21 protein-coding genes are annotated in these 18,328 nt (G+C 38.2%); 20 read left to right on the top strand and 1 reads right to left on the bottom strand.

Annotation, left to right across the window (positions count from 1 at the left end):
* Nucleotides 1-17: 17 nt before the first annotated feature.
* The 14 genes from aroC to C8K15_RS14805 all read left to right on the top strand — a co-directional run bounded on the left by aroC (nt 18) and on the right by C8K15_RS14805 (nt 12,231).
* A complete protein-coding gene (gene aroC, locus C8K15_RS14870) occupies nt 18-1,199 on the top strand; it encodes a chorismate synthase (protein ID WP_108587171.1) in 1,182 nt (393 codons plus the stop codon).
* 3 nt (nt 1,200-1,202) lie between these two features.
* Nucleotides 1,203-2,306, top strand: coding sequence for a 3-dehydroquinate synthase (gene aroB, locus C8K15_RS14865; protein WP_108587170.1), 1,104 nt, complete (start codon nt 1,203-1,205; stop codon nt 2,304-2,306).
* Nucleotides 2,306-2,671: a chorismate mutase gene (aroH, locus tag C8K15_RS14860; protein WP_108587169.1), complete on the top strand. Its 366-nt coding sequence runs from the start codon at nt 2,306-2,308 to the stop codon at nt 2,669-2,671. Before aroB ends, aroH begins: the two co-directional genes overlap by 1 nt.
* A gap of 25 nt (nt 2,672-2,696) precedes the next feature.
* Nucleotides 2,697-3,797, top strand: a complete 1,101-nt coding sequence (hisC, locus tag C8K15_RS14855) for a histidinol-phosphate transaminase (protein WP_108587168.1) — start codon at nt 2,697-2,699, stop codon at nt 3,795-3,797.
* Nucleotides 3,794-4,894, top strand: coding sequence for a prephenate dehydrogenase (locus tag C8K15_RS14850; RefSeq protein ID WP_108587167.1), 1,101 nt, complete (start codon nt 3,794-3,796; stop codon nt 4,892-4,894). The genes hisC and C8K15_RS14850 overlap by 4 nt, the downstream gene beginning before the upstream one ends.
* Before the next feature lie 32 nt (nt 4,895-4,926).
* Complete coding sequence (aroA, locus tag C8K15_RS14845; RefSeq protein ID WP_108587166.1) at nt 4,927-6,234, top strand: 3-phosphoshikimate 1-carboxyvinyltransferase; 1,308 nt, start codon at nt 4,927-4,929, stop codon at nt 6,232-6,234.
* Nucleotides 6,235-6,310: 76 nt separating this feature from the next.
* Complete coding sequence (locus C8K15_RS14840) at nt 6,311-7,564, top strand: tetratricopeptide repeat protein (RefSeq protein WP_108587165.1); 1,254 nt, start codon at nt 6,311-6,313, stop codon at nt 7,562-7,564.
* 13 nt (nt 7,565-7,577) lie between these two features.
* Nucleotides 7,578-8,132 carry a ReoY family proteolytic degradation factor gene (locus tag C8K15_RS14835; RefSeq protein WP_108587164.1) on the top strand — a complete coding sequence of 185 codons (555 nt, stop codon included), beginning with the start codon at nt 7,578-7,580 and terminating at the stop codon, nt 8,130-8,132.
* Between the two features lie 47 nt (nt 8,133-8,179).
* Nucleotides 8,180-8,632, top strand: coding sequence for a DUF2487 family protein (locus tag C8K15_RS14830; RefSeq protein WP_108587163.1), 453 nt, complete (start codon nt 8,180-8,182; stop codon nt 8,630-8,632).
* A gap of 156 nt (nt 8,633-8,788) precedes the next feature.
* Complete coding sequence (locus C8K15_RS14825; RefSeq protein WP_108587162.1) at nt 8,789-9,292, top strand: QcrA and Rieske domain-containing protein; 504 nt, start codon at nt 8,789-8,791, stop codon at nt 9,290-9,292.
* 19 nt (nt 9,293-9,311) lie between these two features.
* A complete protein-coding gene (gene qcrB / locus C8K15_RS14820; RefSeq protein WP_108587161.1) occupies nt 9,312-9,986 on the top strand; it encodes a menaquinol-cytochrome c reductase cytochrome b subunit in 675 nt (224 codons plus the stop codon).
* A 39-nt stretch (nt 9,987-10,025) separates the two neighbouring features.
* The gene (locus C8K15_RS14815; RefSeq protein ID WP_108587160.1) at nt 10,026-10,787 is read left to right on the top strand and encodes a menaquinol-cytochrome c reductase cytochrome b/c subunit; all 762 of its coding nucleotides are present in this window, start codon (nt 10,026-10,028) and stop codon (nt 10,785-10,787) included.
* Between the two features lie 105 nt (nt 10,788-10,892).
* Complete coding sequence (gene lhaT / locus C8K15_RS14810) at nt 10,893-11,492, top strand: lipoprotein heptaprenylglyceryl N-acetyltransferase LhaT (RefSeq protein ID WP_108587159.1); 600 nt, start codon at nt 10,893-10,895, stop codon at nt 11,490-11,492.
* Nucleotides 11,493-11,544: 52 nt separating this feature from the next.
* Nucleotides 11,545-12,231, top strand: coding sequence for a zinc metallopeptidase (locus C8K15_RS14805; RefSeq protein ID WP_108587158.1), 687 nt, complete (start codon nt 11,545-11,547; stop codon nt 12,229-12,231).
* Nucleotides 12,232-12,323: 92 nt separating this feature from the next.
* On the opposite strand, the gene C8K15_RS14800 is transcribed toward C8K15_RS14805, so the two are convergent.
* Nucleotides 12,324-13,193, bottom strand: a complete 870-nt coding sequence (locus C8K15_RS14800) for a YitT family protein (protein WP_108587157.1) — start codon at nt 13,191-13,193, stop codon at nt 12,324-12,326.
* 106 nt (nt 13,194-13,299) lie between these two features.
* Between C8K15_RS14800 and C8K15_RS14795 the strand changes: the two genes are divergently transcribed.
* The 6 genes from C8K15_RS14795 to C8K15_RS14770 are packed head-to-tail and all read left to right on the top strand — an operon-like array spanning nt 13,300 to nt 18,159.
* A complete protein-coding gene (locus tag C8K15_RS14795) occupies nt 13,300-13,638 on the top strand; it encodes a nucleotide pyrophosphohydrolase (RefSeq protein ID WP_108587156.1) in 339 nt (112 codons plus the stop codon).
* Nucleotides 13,632-14,429, top strand: a complete 798-nt coding sequence (dapB, locus tag C8K15_RS14790) for a 4-hydroxy-tetrahydrodipicolinate reductase (RefSeq protein ID WP_199224124.1) — start codon at nt 13,632-13,634, stop codon at nt 14,427-14,429. The genes C8K15_RS14795 and dapB overlap by 7 nt, the downstream gene beginning before the upstream one ends.
* A 19-nt stretch (nt 14,430-14,448) precedes the next feature.
* Nucleotides 14,449-14,853 (top strand): methylglyoxal synthase, encoded by a 405-nt coding sequence (mgsA, locus tag C8K15_RS14785; protein ID WP_108587154.1) that lies wholly within the window; start codon nt 14,449-14,451, stop codon nt 14,851-14,853.
* A gap of 19 nt (nt 14,854-14,872) precedes the next feature.
* Nucleotides 14,873-16,015, top strand: a complete 1,143-nt coding sequence (gene bshA, locus C8K15_RS14780) for an N-acetyl-alpha-D-glucosaminyl L-malate synthase BshA (RefSeq protein WP_108587153.1) — start codon at nt 14,873-14,875, stop codon at nt 16,013-16,015.
* Nucleotides 16,002-17,198, top strand: a complete 1,197-nt coding sequence (locus C8K15_RS14775) for a CCA tRNA nucleotidyltransferase (protein ID WP_108587152.1) — start codon at nt 16,002-16,004, stop codon at nt 17,196-17,198. Before bshA ends, C8K15_RS14775 begins: the two co-directional genes overlap by 14 nt.
* A complete protein-coding gene (locus tag C8K15_RS14770; protein WP_108587151.1) occupies nt 17,176-18,159 on the top strand; it encodes a biotin--[acetyl-CoA-carboxylase] ligase in 984 nt (327 codons plus the stop codon). The genes C8K15_RS14775 and C8K15_RS14770 overlap by 23 nt, the downstream gene beginning before the upstream one ends.
* Nucleotides 18,160-18,328: the final 169 nt, after the last annotated feature.

The following is an 18,328-nucleotide window of genomic DNA, read 5'->3' as shown; positions in this document are numbered from 1 at the left end:
TGAAGGGGGAAAGTGTTATGCGTTATTTAACAGCAGGAGAATCTCACGGTCCACAATTGACCGCCATTATAGAGGGTTTACCCGCACAATTAACCATTACGGCTGAAATGATAAATAAAGATTTGAAAAGAAGACAAGGTGGACATGGTCGAGGACGCCGTATGCAAATAGAGACTGATACGGTTGATATTACGTCGGGTGTTCGTCATGGTAAAACATTAGGTTCCCCAGTAGCTTTAGTTGTGACAAACGACGACTGGAAGCATTGGACACATGTCATGGGTATTGAACCTTTAGAAGAAGGATTAAACCCTGAAGATGTTAAACGACAAATCACACGACCGCGTCCTGGACATGCCGATTTAGTTGGTGGCATGAAATATGGTCATACCGATTTACGTAACGTGTTAGAACGCTCGTCTGCTCGAGAAACTACCGTACGTGTGGCAGTCGGAGCAGTAGCGAAACAATTGTTATCTGAACTGGGTATCAGTATTGTCTCTCATGTAACAGAAATTGGTGGCATAAAAGCTGACACCTCAAAAAGTGCAGATTTAACTGTTGCACAAATTCGTGGAATTATTGAAGAAGACCCTGTATATTGTGTGGATCAAGAAGCTTCTAAGTTAATGGTTCAAGCGATTGATGAAGCGAAAGAAAATGGAGATTCTATTGGTGGAGTCGTAGAAGTAATCATTGAAGGTATGCCAGCGGGAATTGGAAGTTATGTTCACTATGACCGAAAGCTTGATGCTAAATTGGCCATGGCTGTAATGAGTATTAATGCCTTTAAAGGTGTTGAAATTGGTATGGGGTTTGAAATGGCGCGTAAACCAGGTAGTCAAGTTCACGATGAAATCGAATGGAATCAAGAACAAGGTTACATAAGAACAACGAATCGTTTGGGTGGGTTAGAAGGTGGTATGTCTACGGGAATGCCAATCGTGATTCGTGGTGTAATGAAGCCTATTCCAACATTATATAAACCACTGCAAAGCGTAGATATTTCTACTAAAGAACCTTTTAAAGCCAGCATTGAACGTTCCGACAGTTGTGCAGTACCTGCAGCCTCTGTTGTTGCTGAGCATGTTGTAGCATGGGAAGTTGCAAAAGCAATTCTAGATAAGTTCCATAGTGATCAGATGCCTCAACTTTTGGATTCGATTAATCAGCACCGAGCTTACACAAAGGAGTTCTAATATATGCAAACCATTTCAATCGATACGAAACATAAGCATTATGAAGTTTATGTGGGTTCACACATTTACGAGAGTGCATTGTCTCGATATAAAAACCAATTTCAAAAAGCAGACCATGTGGTTATATTTGTCGACGAAGTGGTAGCGAAAATGCATCTTGAGAAATTACTAAAGCCTCTTGAGTTTATTAGTGGAAAATCCATTCATGTATACGAATTGCCAGCAGGTGAAGTGAGTAAAGCCGTTGAAACATTTATGGCGTGTCATTCATTTTTACTTGAAGTTGGTTGCACAAGAAAATCAATCGTCTTTGCACTGGGTGGAGGTGCTTGTGGTGATGTGGTGGGATTCGTTGCATCGACATTTATGAGGGGCATTCCATTTTTTCAATGTCCAACAACCATTTTAGCTCATGATAGTGCAGTAGGTGGAAAAACAGCAATCAATCATCCACAAGGTAAAAATATGATTGGTTCTTTTTATCAGCCTGAAGCGGTGTTATTCGATGTTTCAACTTTGAGTACACTTCCTCCTCAAGAAATTCGGTCTGGTATGGCAGAAGTGATTAAGCATGCACTTATTTCTGATCAACAATGGCTACAAGAGCTTTTGGAGTTCCCGTCATTTGCTGACATTTCTTCAACTCAGTATTTGTCTTTTTTAGTAAAAGGAATTCAAGTGAAAGCTGCCATCGTTGAAGCAGATGAAAATGAGCAATCGGTAAGAAAATACCTTAACCTTGGACATACTTATGGACATGCGATTGAAGCTTCTACTGGATACGGAAAAATAACGCACGGAGAATCAGTTGCAATTGGACTAGTTATTACACTGTTACTAAGTGAGAATATACAGCGCCTTGAACAAGGTAACGCCAGAAATCTATTTGAAGCATTAATTAAATTTGGTTATTCATTCGAGACCGTCTTAGAACATGATATTGACACGCTGCTTTCTTATATGAAACGAGATAAGAAAGCGTCTTTCGGAGAACTTCATTTTGTTTTACTTGAACAAATTGGAAAACCTTGTATGAAGATTGTGTCAGTAGAAGATGTCACTTTAGCGCATGAACAATTACGAAAATGGATTAAGGAGGTGCACTAATGATACGTGGCATTCGAGGAGCAACAACCATTACAGAAGATTCCGCATCACAAATATTACTTGAAACTGAAAAGCTTGTTTTAGCCATGGCTAAAGAGAATGATATTCGACCTGAAGATGTCGCATCAGTTATCGTTTCTACGACAACTGATATTGCAGGTGCATTTCCAGCAAAAGCTGTGAGAAGTATACCTGAATGGACATATGTACCTGTTATGTGTACGCATGAAATGGATGTACCAGGAGCAATAACTATGTGTATTCGTGTGTTAATGCATGTCAACACAGATAAATCACAACGCGATGTTCATCATGTATATTTGAATGAAGCCAAGAAACTTCGACCAGATTTAATTACTAGCTAACATAAGAAAGTAGAGGCGAATGACGATGAAGTGGAAAAATCAATTAACAGGTATGAAACCTTATCAACCGGGACATTCCACGGATGAAGTGAAAAAGATGTTTGGATTAGATACAATCGTTAAACTAGCTTCCAATGAGAATCCTTTAGGGTTTTCAATAAAAGTAAGTGAGTTTTTGGAGAATCAATCGATTAATCACGCGATTTATCCAGATGGCTATGCAAGTGGTCTTCGCCAAGCTTTAGCAAAATCACTAGGAGTTGATCAAAATCAATTGCTATTTGGCAATGGTTCTGATGAAATCATTATGATGATTTCCCGTGCGTTGCTTCAACCTGGTGTAAATACCATAATGGCCACTCCTACTTTCCCCCAATATCGTCATAACGCAGTGATTGACGGTGCGGAAGTTCGCGAAGTCCAGCTGAAGAATGGGGCACATGATTTACAAGAGATGGCTCAACAAATCGACGAAAATACAGCGGTCGTCTGGTTATGTTCACCAAATAATCCGACAGGGCTGTTAATAGATCAACACGAACTAGAAGAATTCATTCAAAAAGTACCTAAAGAAGTCCTTGTCGTGTTGGATGAAGCGTATTTTGAATACATAACGGATCCTTCTTACAAGAATTCAATTACGTTACTTAAAGATCATGACAATGTCATTGTGTTACGGACGTTCTCAAAAGCATATGGACTTGCTGGTTTCCGCGTAGGATATGCAGTGGCACAAAAAGAATTGATTGCTCGATTAGATCCAGTTCGTGAACCTTTTAACAACACAGTAACTAGTCAAGGAGCAGCTCTCGTTGCGTTGAATGATTCATCATTTATTGAAGCTTGTCGAATTCAAAATGAATCAGGGAAAAAGCAATTTGAAGACTATGCAAACACACATAATTTGCATATGTATCCGACACAAGGAAACTTCGTGCTGTTAGAAGTAAAAGCGGATGCCGATTTAGTATTTGACGGACTTATGAAAAAAGGCTTTATTATTCGGAGCGGGAATGCCCTAGGTACTCCAGGATACATTCGAGTTACGATAGGGACAACTCAGCAAAACGAGGAGTTCTTACAGAAGCTAACAGATGTATTAAAAGATGCAGAGGTATTTGCATGACCACGCATGTTTTAATTGTCGGTTTAGGTTTAATTGGTGGTTCCCTTGCATTAGCCATTCAAAAAAATCCCGAAATAAAAATAATTGGTTTTGACACGGACACACATACCGTACGAAAAGCGAAAAAATTAGGTGTCATACATGATATGGCATTTAATTTACAAGAATCGGCTAAAATGGCTGACTTCATCATTTTTGCTACGCCAGTAAACGCAACTGTTCAATTAATGAACGAAGCACAAAATTGGCTTCTCAAAAAAAATGTAATTCTAAGCGATACAGGTAGTACGAAGAAAATCATCATGGAAAAAGCGAAATCCTTAAAAGCTCGTGGAATTACTTTTATTGGTGGACATCCGATGGCGGGTTCTCATAAAAGTGGTGTGGAAGCAGCGAAAGCACATTTGTTTGAAAATGCATACTACATGATTACACCGTTAGAACATGAAGATGAACAACATATTCACTCACTTGAACTTATTTTACAACCAACAAAAGGGAAGTTATTAAGAGTTCTTGCACATGATCATGATCATATGACAGCAGTCGTTAGTCATTTTCCACACTTAATTGCAGCTTCTCTTGTTCATCAAATGTCTAGTGAAAATGAAGAATATCCGTTTACTAGACAACTTGCAGCAGGGGGATTTCGAGACACCACTAGAATTGCTTCGTCTAATCCTGTGATGTGGAGAGATATTACAGTCCAAAATCGCATGGAACTCGTCAAACAACTAGACAAATGGCAAAGTGAAATGGATACCGTGAAAACCTTACTCATGCAAGCGGAACCGGCAAATATTGAACATTACTTTTCACGAGCTAAATACGTAAGAGACGAATTACCGATAACTTCTCAAGGTGCCATGTATTCTGTCTACGACTTGTATGTCGATGTTCCTGACTATCCAGGTGTTATTTCAGAAGTCACAGGGTTATTAGCGAAACATTTAATCAGCATTACAAATTTACGTATTGTTGAAACACGTGAAGACGTTTTCGGGATTTTGGTGATTAGTTTTCAATCATTGGATGATCGACAACGAGCAGCAACTAGTATCGGACAAGAAACCAACTATGAAACGTATATTTCATAAGAGTGTGAAAAGTAAAGAAGGGGATGAGTGAAATGAACGATTCCATTACATTACAAGCTCATCAATCATCACTCAACGGGTCACTTCGAGTGCCTGGAGACAAATCAATCTCGCATCGCTCGATTATGTTTGGAGCGATGGCAACAGGTCTTACATCAGTGAATGGCTTTTTACTGGGTGACGATTGTTTAAGTACTATTTCATGTTTTCAAAAACTTGGGGTCGAAATTCAAGTTAACGGCACGACTGTCACCATTGACAGTAACGGCATTGAACATTGGAAAGAACCGAGTGAAATATTAGATACAGGTAACTCTGGTACCACTACACGATTAATGCTTGGGATTTTAGCTGGCTCTCATGTGCATAGTGTTTTAGTTGGAGATGAATCGATTGCTAAGAGGCCTATGAAACGCGTAATTGAACCATTGAGATTAATGGGAGCTCAAATTTCTGGAAGAAGTGGTGGACAGTTCACACCTCTTGCCGTCCAAGGAACGAGATTAACAGCAATCGACTATACGATGCCAGTCGCAAGTGCACAAGTGAAATCAGCTATATTGCTAGCTGGTGTGCAAGCTAAGGGTATAACCATTGTGCGGGAATCCGAAGTGTCACGAGATCATACCGAGCGTATGTTGCGTCAATTTGGTGTAGAGCTTAGTGCGGAAAACGGAGTAATACAAGTTCAAGGTGGACAAAAGCTAAAAGGAACTCATGTAGAAGTACCAGGTGACATTTCTTCAGCAGCATTCTTTTTAGTAGCTGGGGCCATCGCTAAAGACAGTTCGATTCGTTTAGAACACGTTGGCTTAAATCCAACGCGGACCGGCATACTGGATGTCCTTAAGCAAATGGGTGCGCAAATAGAAATAGAAGTAGATAACACTGGAGACGAAGAACCAATTGGCTCGGTGACAATTTCCTCATCTCATTTAAAGGGTATTGAAATTGGTGGAGACTTAATTCCTCGATTAATTGATGAAATCCCGGTTATCGCTTTGCTTGCTACTCAAGCCCATGGGACAACAGTGATAAAAAATGCAGAAGAATTAAAAGTAAAAGAAACAGATCGAATCATAGCTGTCGTAAATGAATTGAAGAAACTAGGCGCTGATATTGAAGCGACTGATGACGGCATGATTATTAAAGGTCCAGTCACATTATCAGGGGGAAAATTACAATCGTATGGTGATCACCGCATCGGCATGATGGGGGCGATTGCTTCTGTCGTTTCGACACATTCAATTGAAATCGAACATGCTTCGTGTATTTCCGTTTCCTACCCTAACTTCTTTGAACATTTACGAATTGTGTCTTCTTTTGGAACTCTCCGCTAACGGGGAGTTTTTTCTTGTTAATGGCAAAGCCGTGATGTAGCATATGGTATGAATAGAAAGAGAACGGGTGATAAATATGGGAATTAGTCAAGAATTTATTGAAGCTATCGAAAAGGGCGACATTCATACTGTCCAATCGTTAATAGAAACACTGCTACTTTCAAGTGAACCAGATGCTCAATATGAGATCGCAAATATGCTGATTCAGGCAGGGTATTTGAAAGAAGCTGAACAAGTCCTCGAACACCTCCAGTTTTTATTTCCAGAAGAGGCTCAACTAAAAATTGATCGTGCACAAGTGTTAATGGATATTGACGAAGAAGATGAAGCTTTACTACTGCTAACAAGCATTGAAGAACATGCAGATGAATATCCTCAAGCACTTTTGAGTTTAGCTGATTATTATCAAATGCAAGGTTTTTATGAAACTGCTGAACAAAAAATTAATCAAGCGTTAGCTTTAATGCCAAGTGAACCAGTATTGATTTTTGCAAAAGCTGAATTATTGCTTGAAACAGGAAAATATTTAGAAGCAGTTCGTTTATATGAAAACTTAAAAGAGCAAACGGATGAAATAGCCGGAATCCGTTTATCAGAACGTTTAGCTGAAGTGTATAGCTCAGGTGCCGCATACGAGGAGGCAATTCCTTATTATGATGAATCTTTATCACATCATGTGACGCCGGATTTACTTTTCGGCCTTGCTTACGCTGCTTTTCAAGCGGGTGAGTATGACCTAGCCGTTCGTAAATTGAATGAAGTAAAAACACTGGACCCCGATTATTTCTCTGCACACTTATTACTATCACAGGCTTACAGCATGCTTGATGACCATGAGCAAGCATACTCAGCGATAGTAGAAGGATTAAGTCGTGACGAGTACGATAAAGAATTATATTTATTTGCTGGAAAAATGGCTTTAAAAGTTGGGAACACGAATGATGCTGAAGCACATTTGCGACAAGCAATTGTTTTAGATCCTGAATACATGGAAGCTACGTTAACATTAGTGTCATTTTTACATGCACATGAAAGATACGAAGAAGTCATCGAATTAGTTGAATTAATTTCATTAAATCAAGATGATTGGTCTGCCTTATACCCATTTGCAGCTGATGCTTTTATGCAAGAAGAAAATTTTGAACGTGCATACGAATTTTACTCTTTGGCATATACTGACCATAAGGAAGATCCGATTTTCATGGAAAAATACCTTTATTTTCTGTTACAAGAAGGAAAACGAGAGGAAGCCCTAGAAATAGGTAAGCAATTAGTAAGTTTGCAACCAAATGATGAAAGATGGCAAGACTTGATTGAATCCTTGTTGTGAAAGGAGGAGTAGTATGACCGCATCTGTTTCTGTGATGGAAAAGAAAGAATTTGTCCGCTGGTTTTTGAAAAGATATCAAATGAAACGTCGTGAATGCGTATGGATCCTCAATTATTTATTAAGCCATGATGACTTGCTTCAAAAAGTGCATTTTGTAGAAGAAGCACACTATTGTCCGCGTGCGATGGTTATGTCTGTTACAGAATCAACTGGAGTACCGTTTCGTTTCTACAAAGGAAACTTAATGACTGCAGATGCTGAAAAATCATTTCATGACTTGCGTTTACATCCAAATGAAGATATGTATATACAATTGAATTTTCCGCTAGTGCCACCAAGTTCAGAGTATTTGGCAGTATTAGAAGAAAATCCGTTTATGCCTAAATATTTGCATATAAACGATAAAGATCGACTCTTAGCTGAAGAAGTGCTTAAAAACAGCATGCACTCTTTTAGAGAAGACAATATATTAAGACAAATTGATGAAGCTTTAGATGCTAATGATAAAGAAAAATTTATTGAGTTATCTAAATTGCTACAAGGGATGAAAGAATCATCCAATTCTTAACTTCATCGTATTTACGATGAAGTTTTTTGTTGAGGGGAAATGAGATTATGTACTGGAATTCAAAAGATATAAGTGTTTTTGTAGAACAGAAAGAATTTGTTGATACTGCCGTCATTCCGTTATTATTAATAGATGGACAAGCCAGTAAACTTAAACAAAATGCATCGAGTGCAGAATTTTTAATGGCACTTACGGCATTTATTGAAAATCAATTTAAAGGTAGAGTCATCTTAATGCCACCCGTTTCGTACACGACTAAAACAAATCGTCAACAGCTTGGACAAGAATGGGATGAGATGCTGAAAGAAGCTGGTTTTAAGCATCTGTTTTTCGTATCTAGTGATATGGGTTGGGTAAATGAAGAAAGTGCGTTAAATGTTATTTATACGCCATCTATTCCATTAGAAAATATGGATAGAAAATTGCGACAATCTGTCTTGGATGATCAATTGAGACAAATTATTCCCGTATTTGCGAAACGTTGGGCGTCAACTACCTAATAAGCTTCAAGAAATGTTCACAAAGTGCATGTTAGCAACTAATGGAATATTGACCTTCGATTTTTATTGAGCTATCATAGAACTGTCCTAGTTTTACTATTTTTTTGTATAAGTATGTCCGTTGGACTGACCTTTAAAGTTAGAGGGGGGAAAAGGATGAGTAACAATCGTGTATCAAGACGTCAATTCCTTAACTACACATTAACAGGTGTTGGTGGGTTTATGGCTGCAGGTATGTTAATGCCAATGGTTCGTTTTGCAATCGATCCTGTATTGCAAAAAGCTGGAGGCGGAGATTTTATACCAACAGGAAAAAAAGTGTCAGATATCACTGAAGTTCCAGAACGTGTAGACTTTGCATTTGAACAAGTAGATGCATGGTATACATCAGAAGTAACAAGTACTGCATGGGTTTACAAAAACGGCGACAAAATTATTGCTTTATCTCCTGTATGTAAACATTTAGGTTGTACGGTTAACTGGGCAGGTAGCCCTGACCACCCCGATCAATTTTTCTGTCCATGTCACGGTGGTCGATATGAAAAGAGTGGTAAGAACATACCAAAAACACCACCTCTTGGACCATTGGATGAGTTTGAAGTACGTGAAAAAGATGGTCTGTTAGAAATTGGTAAAACACGACCAAATACATTAGTTTAAGTAAGGGGGTACGACGTCAGTGCTAGATAAAATTTATGATTGGGTGGATGAACGTCTGGATATTACTCCTATTTGGCGTGATATTGCAGATCATGAAGTTCCAGAACACGTAAACCCTGCACACCATTTCTCAGCATTCGTTTATTGTTTCGGAGGATTAACTTTCTTCATTACAGTGATTCAAATTCTTTCGGGTATGTTTTTAACAATGTACTATACGCCTGATATTGAAAATGCATGGAAATCTGTTTACTACTTGCAAAATGAAGTAGCATTCGGTGAAATTGTGCGCGGTATGCATCACTGGGGAGCTTCACTAGTAATCGTTATGATATTCCTTCATACATTACGTGTATTCTTTACAGGATCTTATAAAAAACCTCGTGAACTAAACTGGGTAGTAGGCGTACTTATTTTAGGTGTTATGTTAGGTTTAGGATTCACAGGTTATCTACTTCCTTGGGACATGAAAGCGTTGTTTGCAACGAAAGTGGGTATTGAAATTGCTGCATCCGTACCGTTTATTGGAGGCGCAATTAAAACCTTGTTAGCAGGTGATGAACATATTCTCGGTGCACAAACGTTAACGCGATTCTTTGCGATTCATGTATTCTTCTTACCAGCTGCTTTGCTTGGGTTGCTTGCAGCACACTTTATCATGATTCGTAAACAAGGTATTTCAGGACCGTTGTAAGTTACAGCGTCTTTATGATTTCAAAAAGGAGGGGACAATATGCATCGCGGAAAAGGGATGAAATTTGTCGGGGATTCTCGAGTATCTGTTAATCGGGCATCGAAAATTCCAAAAGATTATTCCGAATATCCGGGTAAAACAGAAGCTTTCTGGCCTAACTTTTTATTAAAAGAATGGTTGGTTGGGTCAGTTTTCTTAGTGGGTTATTTAATCTTAACTGTTGCACATCCATCACCACTTGAACGTCAAGCGGATCCAACAGATACAGGATATATTCCATTACCGGACTGGTATTTCTTGTTCTTGTATCAATTATTAAAATATGAATTTGCTTCTGGTCCATTTAATGTAATCGGAGCCATCGTTATTCCAGGATTAGCATTTGGTGCACTTATGCTTGCTCCATTTATGGACAAAGGTCCAGAGCGTCGTCCATTTAAACGTCCGTTACCAACAGGATTTATGTTACTTGCACTTGCAGCTATGATTTTCTTAACTTGGGAATCAGTTGCAAACCATGACTGGGAAGCTGCAAAAGCTCAAGGTGAAATTCGTGAAGAAGCACAATTCGACACAGAAGCAGAAGGGTATAAAATTTACTCTGAAGCATCTTGTATAGGTTGTCACGGTAATGCATTTGAAGGTGGACTTGGACCTTCTCTAGCAACTACTGATAAAACGGCTGAAGAAATTGCTGACATTGCGAAAAATGGTGTTGGAACTATGCCTGCTGGTCAGTGGGATGGAACTGATGGAGATTTAGAAAAGTTAGCTACATTTATTGATGAATTATCTAAATGATAAATCTTAGAAAGAGTCAGGAAACTGACTCTTTTTTTTTACCTTTATCAAAAACTTGAACAGTATACATAATCTGTATTTGAAAATAAAAGGAGTCATGTATTAATGAATCCATTGCTCACTCAAATTAAATTTTTGTTATTTCATAAAACATTTATGTGGATATTGCTTGCAGTAAATATTTTAGGAACAATCTATGGTTACTATTGGTATATGTGGCAACTTGAAATAACAGATCCCATATTTCTTATTTTTGTACCAGACAGTCCTACAGCAAGTTTGTTTTTCTCAATCGCTTTATTCGGATGGCTTATTAATCGTCATTTCAAACTAATAGAAGCTCTTGCATTAATCACTTTAGTAAAGTATGGGTTATGGGCAGTAGTTATGAATATTTGGACACAATTTGAATCTGGTCCAATCGGTTTTGTAGGCTGGATGCTTGTTGTAAGTCATTTTGCCATGGCCGTTCAAGCTTTGCTTTACATCCCTATGTATAAATTTAAATGGATTCATGTATTGATTGCAGCTATTTGGACATTACATAATGATGTGATTGATTACGTTTTCGGGCAAATGCCAATTTATCGAAGTCTAAGTGAACATACCCTAACAATTGGTTATTTTACGTTTTGGCTGTCAGTTGTATGCATATGGATAGCAATCACCGTCATCAAATCGTCACCAAATCTGGAATCGAAATAGTTGCTCATTTATTATACTGGATATAAAATAATAAGTAGATAGAAATAGGAGGATGGTCGATTTGGGATTTTTAATCTACTTTGCCGTACTATTATTGTTACCAATTTACGCGCAAATTAAAGTAAAAAGAACGTATAAAAAATACTCAAAAGTACGCTCAACTTCTGGAATGACTGGTGCTCAAGTAGCACGTTTAATTTTAGATCAAAACGATTTAAAAGATGTAAAAGTTGTTGAAAGTCGAGGGTTTTTGAGTGATCATTACAACCCAATGACAAAAATTGTTGCTTTGTCTTCTCATAATTACCATGAAGCATCTGTAGCAGGGACTGCAATTGCTGCTCACGAAGTAGGGCATGCGATTCAACATAAAGAAGCGTACACATTTTTACAATGGCGTCATAAATTAGTTCCTGTTGCTAATATCTCTTCAAATGCATCATGGATTTTCGTGATGATTGGTATTTTTGCAACGTTACCGAACATGTTGCTTATCGGGATCGTGTTATTAGCTGTAGGGGTAGTATTCCAACTTGTTACTTTACCCGTAGAGTTTAATGCTTCAAGTCGTGCGATGACTGAGATTGTCTCTCTTGGTGTCATTCGTAACGAAGAAGAAAAACATGCTAAAAAAGTATTGAATGCTGCTGCAATGACTTATGTAGCTGCTACTGCAGTTGCTGTACTTGAATTACTACGTTTAGTGTTAATGTTTACTGGTATGACACGAGATGAATAGAAAAAACTCACGAGCATGAATTTCATGCTCGTGAGTTTTTTGTTTCTATAGTGATTACTCTCGGAAACAAGCTAAGCACAACGCTTGGTATGTTAGTCAAGCGGACGTTTTTCCTCATCGAGTGTAAATCCTTCACCCATCACATCGTGTACATCAGTTACTGACACAAATGCATGTGGATCTATAGACGTAATGATGTTTTTTAACCTAACAATTTCATTGCGACCTACCACACAGTAGAGCACTTCCCGATCAACTTTAGTAAAGTGACCAAAACCCCTTAAAACCGTAACTCCCCGCTCCATATCATTAGAAATACGATCGGCAATTTCATTTTGGAATTCAGAAATAATAAAAGCTCCACGACCAGCGTATGCACCTTCTTGAACAAAGTCAATGACACGAGACCCAATAAAGACGGCAACTAATGTATACATCATTGAACGTGAGTCTAAAAATGTTAGCCATGACAACATGATTACCACTGCATCAAAGATAAACATCGTCTTGCCCATGCTCCATCCAACATATTTGTGAGCGAGTCGGGCAATAATATCTACCCCACCAGTCGTGCCTCCATATCTGAAAATGATTCCAAGACCAACTCCAACAAAAACGCCTGCAAATAAAGAGGCTAAAAATAAATCGTCTTGAATGTGAATATTTATTTCATAAAGTAAGAAAATCTTTAGAAATATGGACACAGATACAGTTCCGATAATGGTATAAACAAATACTTTCTGACCAAGAAGTCGCCAACCAAGAAAAAACATTGGTATATTTAATAGTAAATTCATTAATGCAGGATCAAGTTTAAATACGAAAAACAAAATTAACGTGATTCCGCTAAATCCGCCTTCGCCTAGTTGATTTTGAATGTTAAAATGAACAAAACCAAAACTAAAAATTGCTGACCCTAGTATGATAAAGAATATATTTTTAAATTTAATGCCTTTCAGTATAATAACACCCCATTTTCCGAAAATTACCCTTAGTTATTATCATTCATTTCAAGTGTTTTGACAACTACATTCCTTATTATTAGGATAAGAGGAGGAGATGAAACGTATGACATCTGAAAAAACAATTCAAACGTTACAAAAAGAAGTGGATGAATACATCGGACAATTTAAAGAAGGCTATTTTCCACCTTTTGAAATGCTTGCTAGAATGACTGAAGAACTAGGTGAGTTATCAAGAGAAGTTCAACATGTTCATGGCACGAAAAAGAAGAAATCGACTGAAGCCCAAAAAAGCATGGAAGAAGAATTAGGTGATCTTTTGTTTGTTCTCATATGTTTTGCAAATGCAGAGAAAATTGATATGCAAAAAGCGCATGATCGTGTGATGGACAAGTTTAGTACAAGAGATAAACATCGTTGGACTTTAAAGGAGGAACAATCATGATTCGAGTAGCAATTGGTGGCCCAAGAGGGAAGATGGGGCAAGAAGCTGTACATACTATAATGAATAATGAGAATATGGAATTAGTCGCAGTACTAGACCATAAGGAAATAGGGGAGTTATTAAGTGAGTCACCTGAATTTCCAGCTAGTTATGATGTTCCTGTATTTTTAGAATTAGAAAGTCTGATTACGATCATCAGACCAGATGTTTTCCTTGATTTAACAACACCTCATCAAGTGTTTGGGCATACGAAGTTATGCTTACAGAATAATGTTAGGCCTGTTATTGGAACAACTGGCTTTACTGATGAACAACTTCGACATTGCACAACACTTGCGAAGAATAATCAGCTCGGCTGTATCGTGGCACCAAATTTTGCAATTGGTGCGGTATTGATGATGAAATTTGCTACAATGGCAGCAGCTTATTTCCCTGATGTTGAAATTATCGAAATGCATCATGATCAAAAACTAGATGCACCTTCAGGCACTGCGTATAAAACAGCTCAAATGATTGCGGAAGTGAGACCATCTCACAAACAAGGTCATCCAAATGAAGAAGAAACAATTGCAGGTGCTAGAGGAGCATCTTTCGATGGAATACCCATACATAGTGTGCGTTTGCCTGGGTTAATTGCTCATCAACAAGTATTGTTTGGAGGAGAAGGTCAACTGTTCACATTACGACATGATTCATTTAATCGACAATCCTTCATGTCGGGTGTAACATTTTCAATTAACCAGGTAATGGATTTAACTGAGCTTGTATACGGCCTAGAAAATATTCTATAAACGATAGGATGAGAATTCCATGAAAATAGCATTAATTGCACATGACCGAAAAAAAGATGACTTGATTCAATTTGTGACGGCTTATCAAGCTATATTGGCTGAACATGAATTATGTGCTACTGGCACAACAGGACAACGAATAATTGATGAAACGGGTTTAGCAGTATTTCGTTTTCAGTCGGGTCCCCTTGGTGGAGATCAGCAAATTGGTGCTATGATTGCCAATAACGAAATGGACATGATTATTTTCTTCCGTGATCCATTGACGGCTCAACCACACGAACCTGATGTGACAGCTCTAATTCGTTTATGCGATGTCTACCAAATTCCATTAGCCACTAATATGGGAACGGCAGAAGTATTATTAAAGGGACTACAAGAAGGATTTATTGACTGGAGATTACTGCAAGAGAGACGTTCTTAAGAAAGGAGGATGTAACTTCGTGAAGAAATTAAAAATCGGTATCACTTGCTATCCAACTGTTGGAGGCTCAGGAGTTATTGCAACCGAATTAGGCAAGTTACTAGCTGAGCGAGGACATGAAATCCACTTTATAACGTCAAGTATGCCATTCCGTTTAAATCGCATGGTCCCAAATATATTCTTTCATCAAGTAGACGTAAACAGTTACTCGGTGTTTCAATATGCACCTTACGATATAGCATTAGCCAGCAAAATGGCAGAAGTTATTAAAAAAGAGAATTTAGATATTCTTCACGTTCATTACGCCATACCACATGCTGTCTGCGCTGTTTTGGCGCGTGATATGGCAGGTCAGAATGTTGGCATAGTAACAACGCTTCACGGGACGGATATAAGTGTTTTAGGCTACGACTCATCGTTGTCAGGAGCTATTCGCTATGGCATCGAAAAATCAGATATGGTGACCGCAGTTTCGGATTCACTAAAAGAAGAGACAATGCGCTTGATTCAACCTGCTCAATCCATTGAAACCATTCATAATTTTGTTGATGAAAGAGAGTACTTTCCAAATAAATCAACAAATTTAAAGGATTATTTTCAAATTGAAGAAGATGAAAAAGTGGTCATTCACGTCTCTAACTTCCGTAAAGTTAAACATGTTGAAGATGTCGTATCGAGTTTTGCATATATTCGAAATAAAATGCCTGCCAAATTGCTCCTAGTGGGTGATGGACCGGAAATGAATAATATCGTAAAACAAGTTGCTTCGTTAGGATTAGATAAAGATGTTCTATTTTTAGGAAAGCAGAATAACGTGTCTGAACTATATTCAATTAGTGATTTGAAACTATTATTATCAGAGAAAGAATCATTTGGTTTAGTGTTGTTAGAAGCAATGGCGTGTGGCGTACCATGCATTGGTACGGATATCGGTGGCATACCTGAAGTCATTGAACACGGTATGAATGGGTATATTGCGCCTTTACATGATGTTGAATCCGTAGCATGTTATGCATTGAAAATATTGACCAATGAAGACATACATAGCCGTATGAGAAGTGCAGCACTTGAAACGGTCTCTCAAAAATTCCATTCTTCGTTTGTTGTGTCTCAGTATGAAAAGCTATATGACAAGGTAATACATCGACATGTTCACAACTGAACAATGGCAAGCTGGGAAGAAAATCATAGAAACACTCATCCAACATGGCTATGAAGCCGTATTTGTCGGTGGAGCAGTCCGTGATTTTGTTCGTCACAAAATAGCCAATGACATAGATATAGCAACTAGTGCATTACCATCAGAAGTGAAATTCATATTTAAGAGAACTGTTGATTTAGGACTTGCCCATGGCACGGTTCTCGTCATAGAAAATCATGTCCCGATTGAAGTAACTACTTTCAGAACAGAAGGCGAATACACCGATCACAGAAGACCAAGTGATGTTAAGTTCGTACTGTCATTGGAAGAAGATTTAAAACGCAGAGATTTTACGATGAACGCTCTTGCTATGACAGCTAATTTCCACCTGATTGATTTATTCGACGGTCAGCGTGATTTGCACAATGGAATCATTCGAACAGTCGGAGAACCAACTGATCGTTTTAAGGAAGACGCGTTAAGAATGCTTCGTGCCGTTCGCTTTACTGCACAGTTAGGTTTCTCTATAGATAGCTTGACATTAGATGCCATAAAGTTGTGCTCAAATGATCTTGCGTATGTATCAGTTGAACGGTTGACAGCTGAACTTGAAAAAATGTGGTTAAGTAAGCATCTTGGGAAAGGTATGAGCTATCTCGGGCAAAGCAACTTGGCGAAGCACCTTCCAGGTGATTTTCAATTCGAGGATGCTAGGTGGAAGTATCTAGGAAATCCTCAAAATGTTTTAGTTTGTTGGTCCTTTTTATGCCTACTGCAAGAAATACCAAATGGCTCAGATTTGGCGACGATTTTTAAATTATCCAATGAATTAAAGCAACAAATTAATCACTTAGTAAATGCGACGCAAATAAGATGTGAACGGTTATTTACGATTGATGACCTTTACCATTTTGAAGAGAATATACTTGTCCAGGCCGAACTGCTATCTCGAGTACTTTGTAGTGATAGTCAACAAATACCAGTAGAATTGATTGTCCAGCGCAAACAATCGTTACCAATTCAATCTTTCCGTGAACTCGTTATTTCTGGGCAAGATGTAATGGAATGGCTTAATAAGCCTGGTGGACCCTGGCTAAAGGATATGCTTTCTCAAATCGAGCATGCTGTGTTACATCAAAAAGTAGCGAACAATGCTACTAAGTTAAAGGAATGGATAATGAATGAATCCAACAGTGAAGTTTAACATCACAAAACAATTATTAGCTGCAAACGGGCAACCTATTTCTGGTCAACAGTTGGCTGACGACTTCGGATTATCAAGAACAGCTATTTGGAAGCATATTAAAGAACTTGAAGAAGAAGGCTTTGAAATCGAAACGGTGAAGAAAAAAGGATACGTCTTAAAATCTTCCCCAGATTCATTGCAAGCTGCGAAAATAGATCAACATTTAGCAACAAAGCGATTCGGCAGAAACATTCATTATCTACAATCATGTCCGACTACTCAGCCGATTGCTCATCAACTTGCACAAGCTGGAGAACCTGATGGATCCATCGTCATTTGTGAAGAACAAACTGCAGGAAAAGGACGTTTAGCACGTCCATGGACTTCTACACAAGGCAAAGGTATCTGGATGAGTGTGATTATTCGCCCTGAAATCCCTCCTACAAAAGCACCTCAATTGACTTTAGTAGCAGCTGTTGCTGTAACCAGAGCGATTGAGGATATTGCAGGGGTTCGCGCTGAAATCAAATGGCCAAACGATTTGCTAATCAATGGAAAAAAATGCACAGGAATCTTAACAGAACTTCAAGCAGATATAGACCGAGTTCATGCAATTATTTTGGGAATTGGCGTTAATGTCAATCAACAATTAAGTGATTTTCCTGAAGAAATCCAATCAATCGCTACGTCAGTTCAAATGATCACAGGGAAAACTGTCGACCGTGCAGAGCTAGTTGCCCGCATTTTACATCATTTAGAGATTTATACGGATTTGTACGTTAAGCATGGATTTGAGCCCTTAAAGCTTCTTTGGGAAAGTTATTCTTGTACACTAGGCAAACGAATTAAAGCAATCATGATTCATCAAGAAATTGAAGGCGTAGCACTTGGCATAACCAATGAAGGCATTCTACAAGTGAAAACAGACGATGGAGAAATTCATGGAATTTATTCTGCCGATATTGAAATCCAAAATTAACTTGAAGTAATCAATCTGGAATGTGTGAATTAATTCTGTTATAGTATTAGCGATGGGCAGTATCTGTGTAGAACTGCACCTGACGCAATTCAGTTAAACTTGTGAAATTAAATAATTCTGCCTTGATCTTAATCGACAGGGACGGAGGAAACCAATTCTTTTACAAACC

This window comes from Paenisporosarcina sp. OV554, assembly GCF_003058165.1.
Classification (GTDB): Bacteria; Bacillota; Bacilli; order Bacillales_A; family Planococcaceae; genus Paenisporosarcina.
The sequence above is the reverse complement of the archived record's forward strand: the minus strand, read 5'-3'. Positions and strand labels throughout refer to the sequence as shown.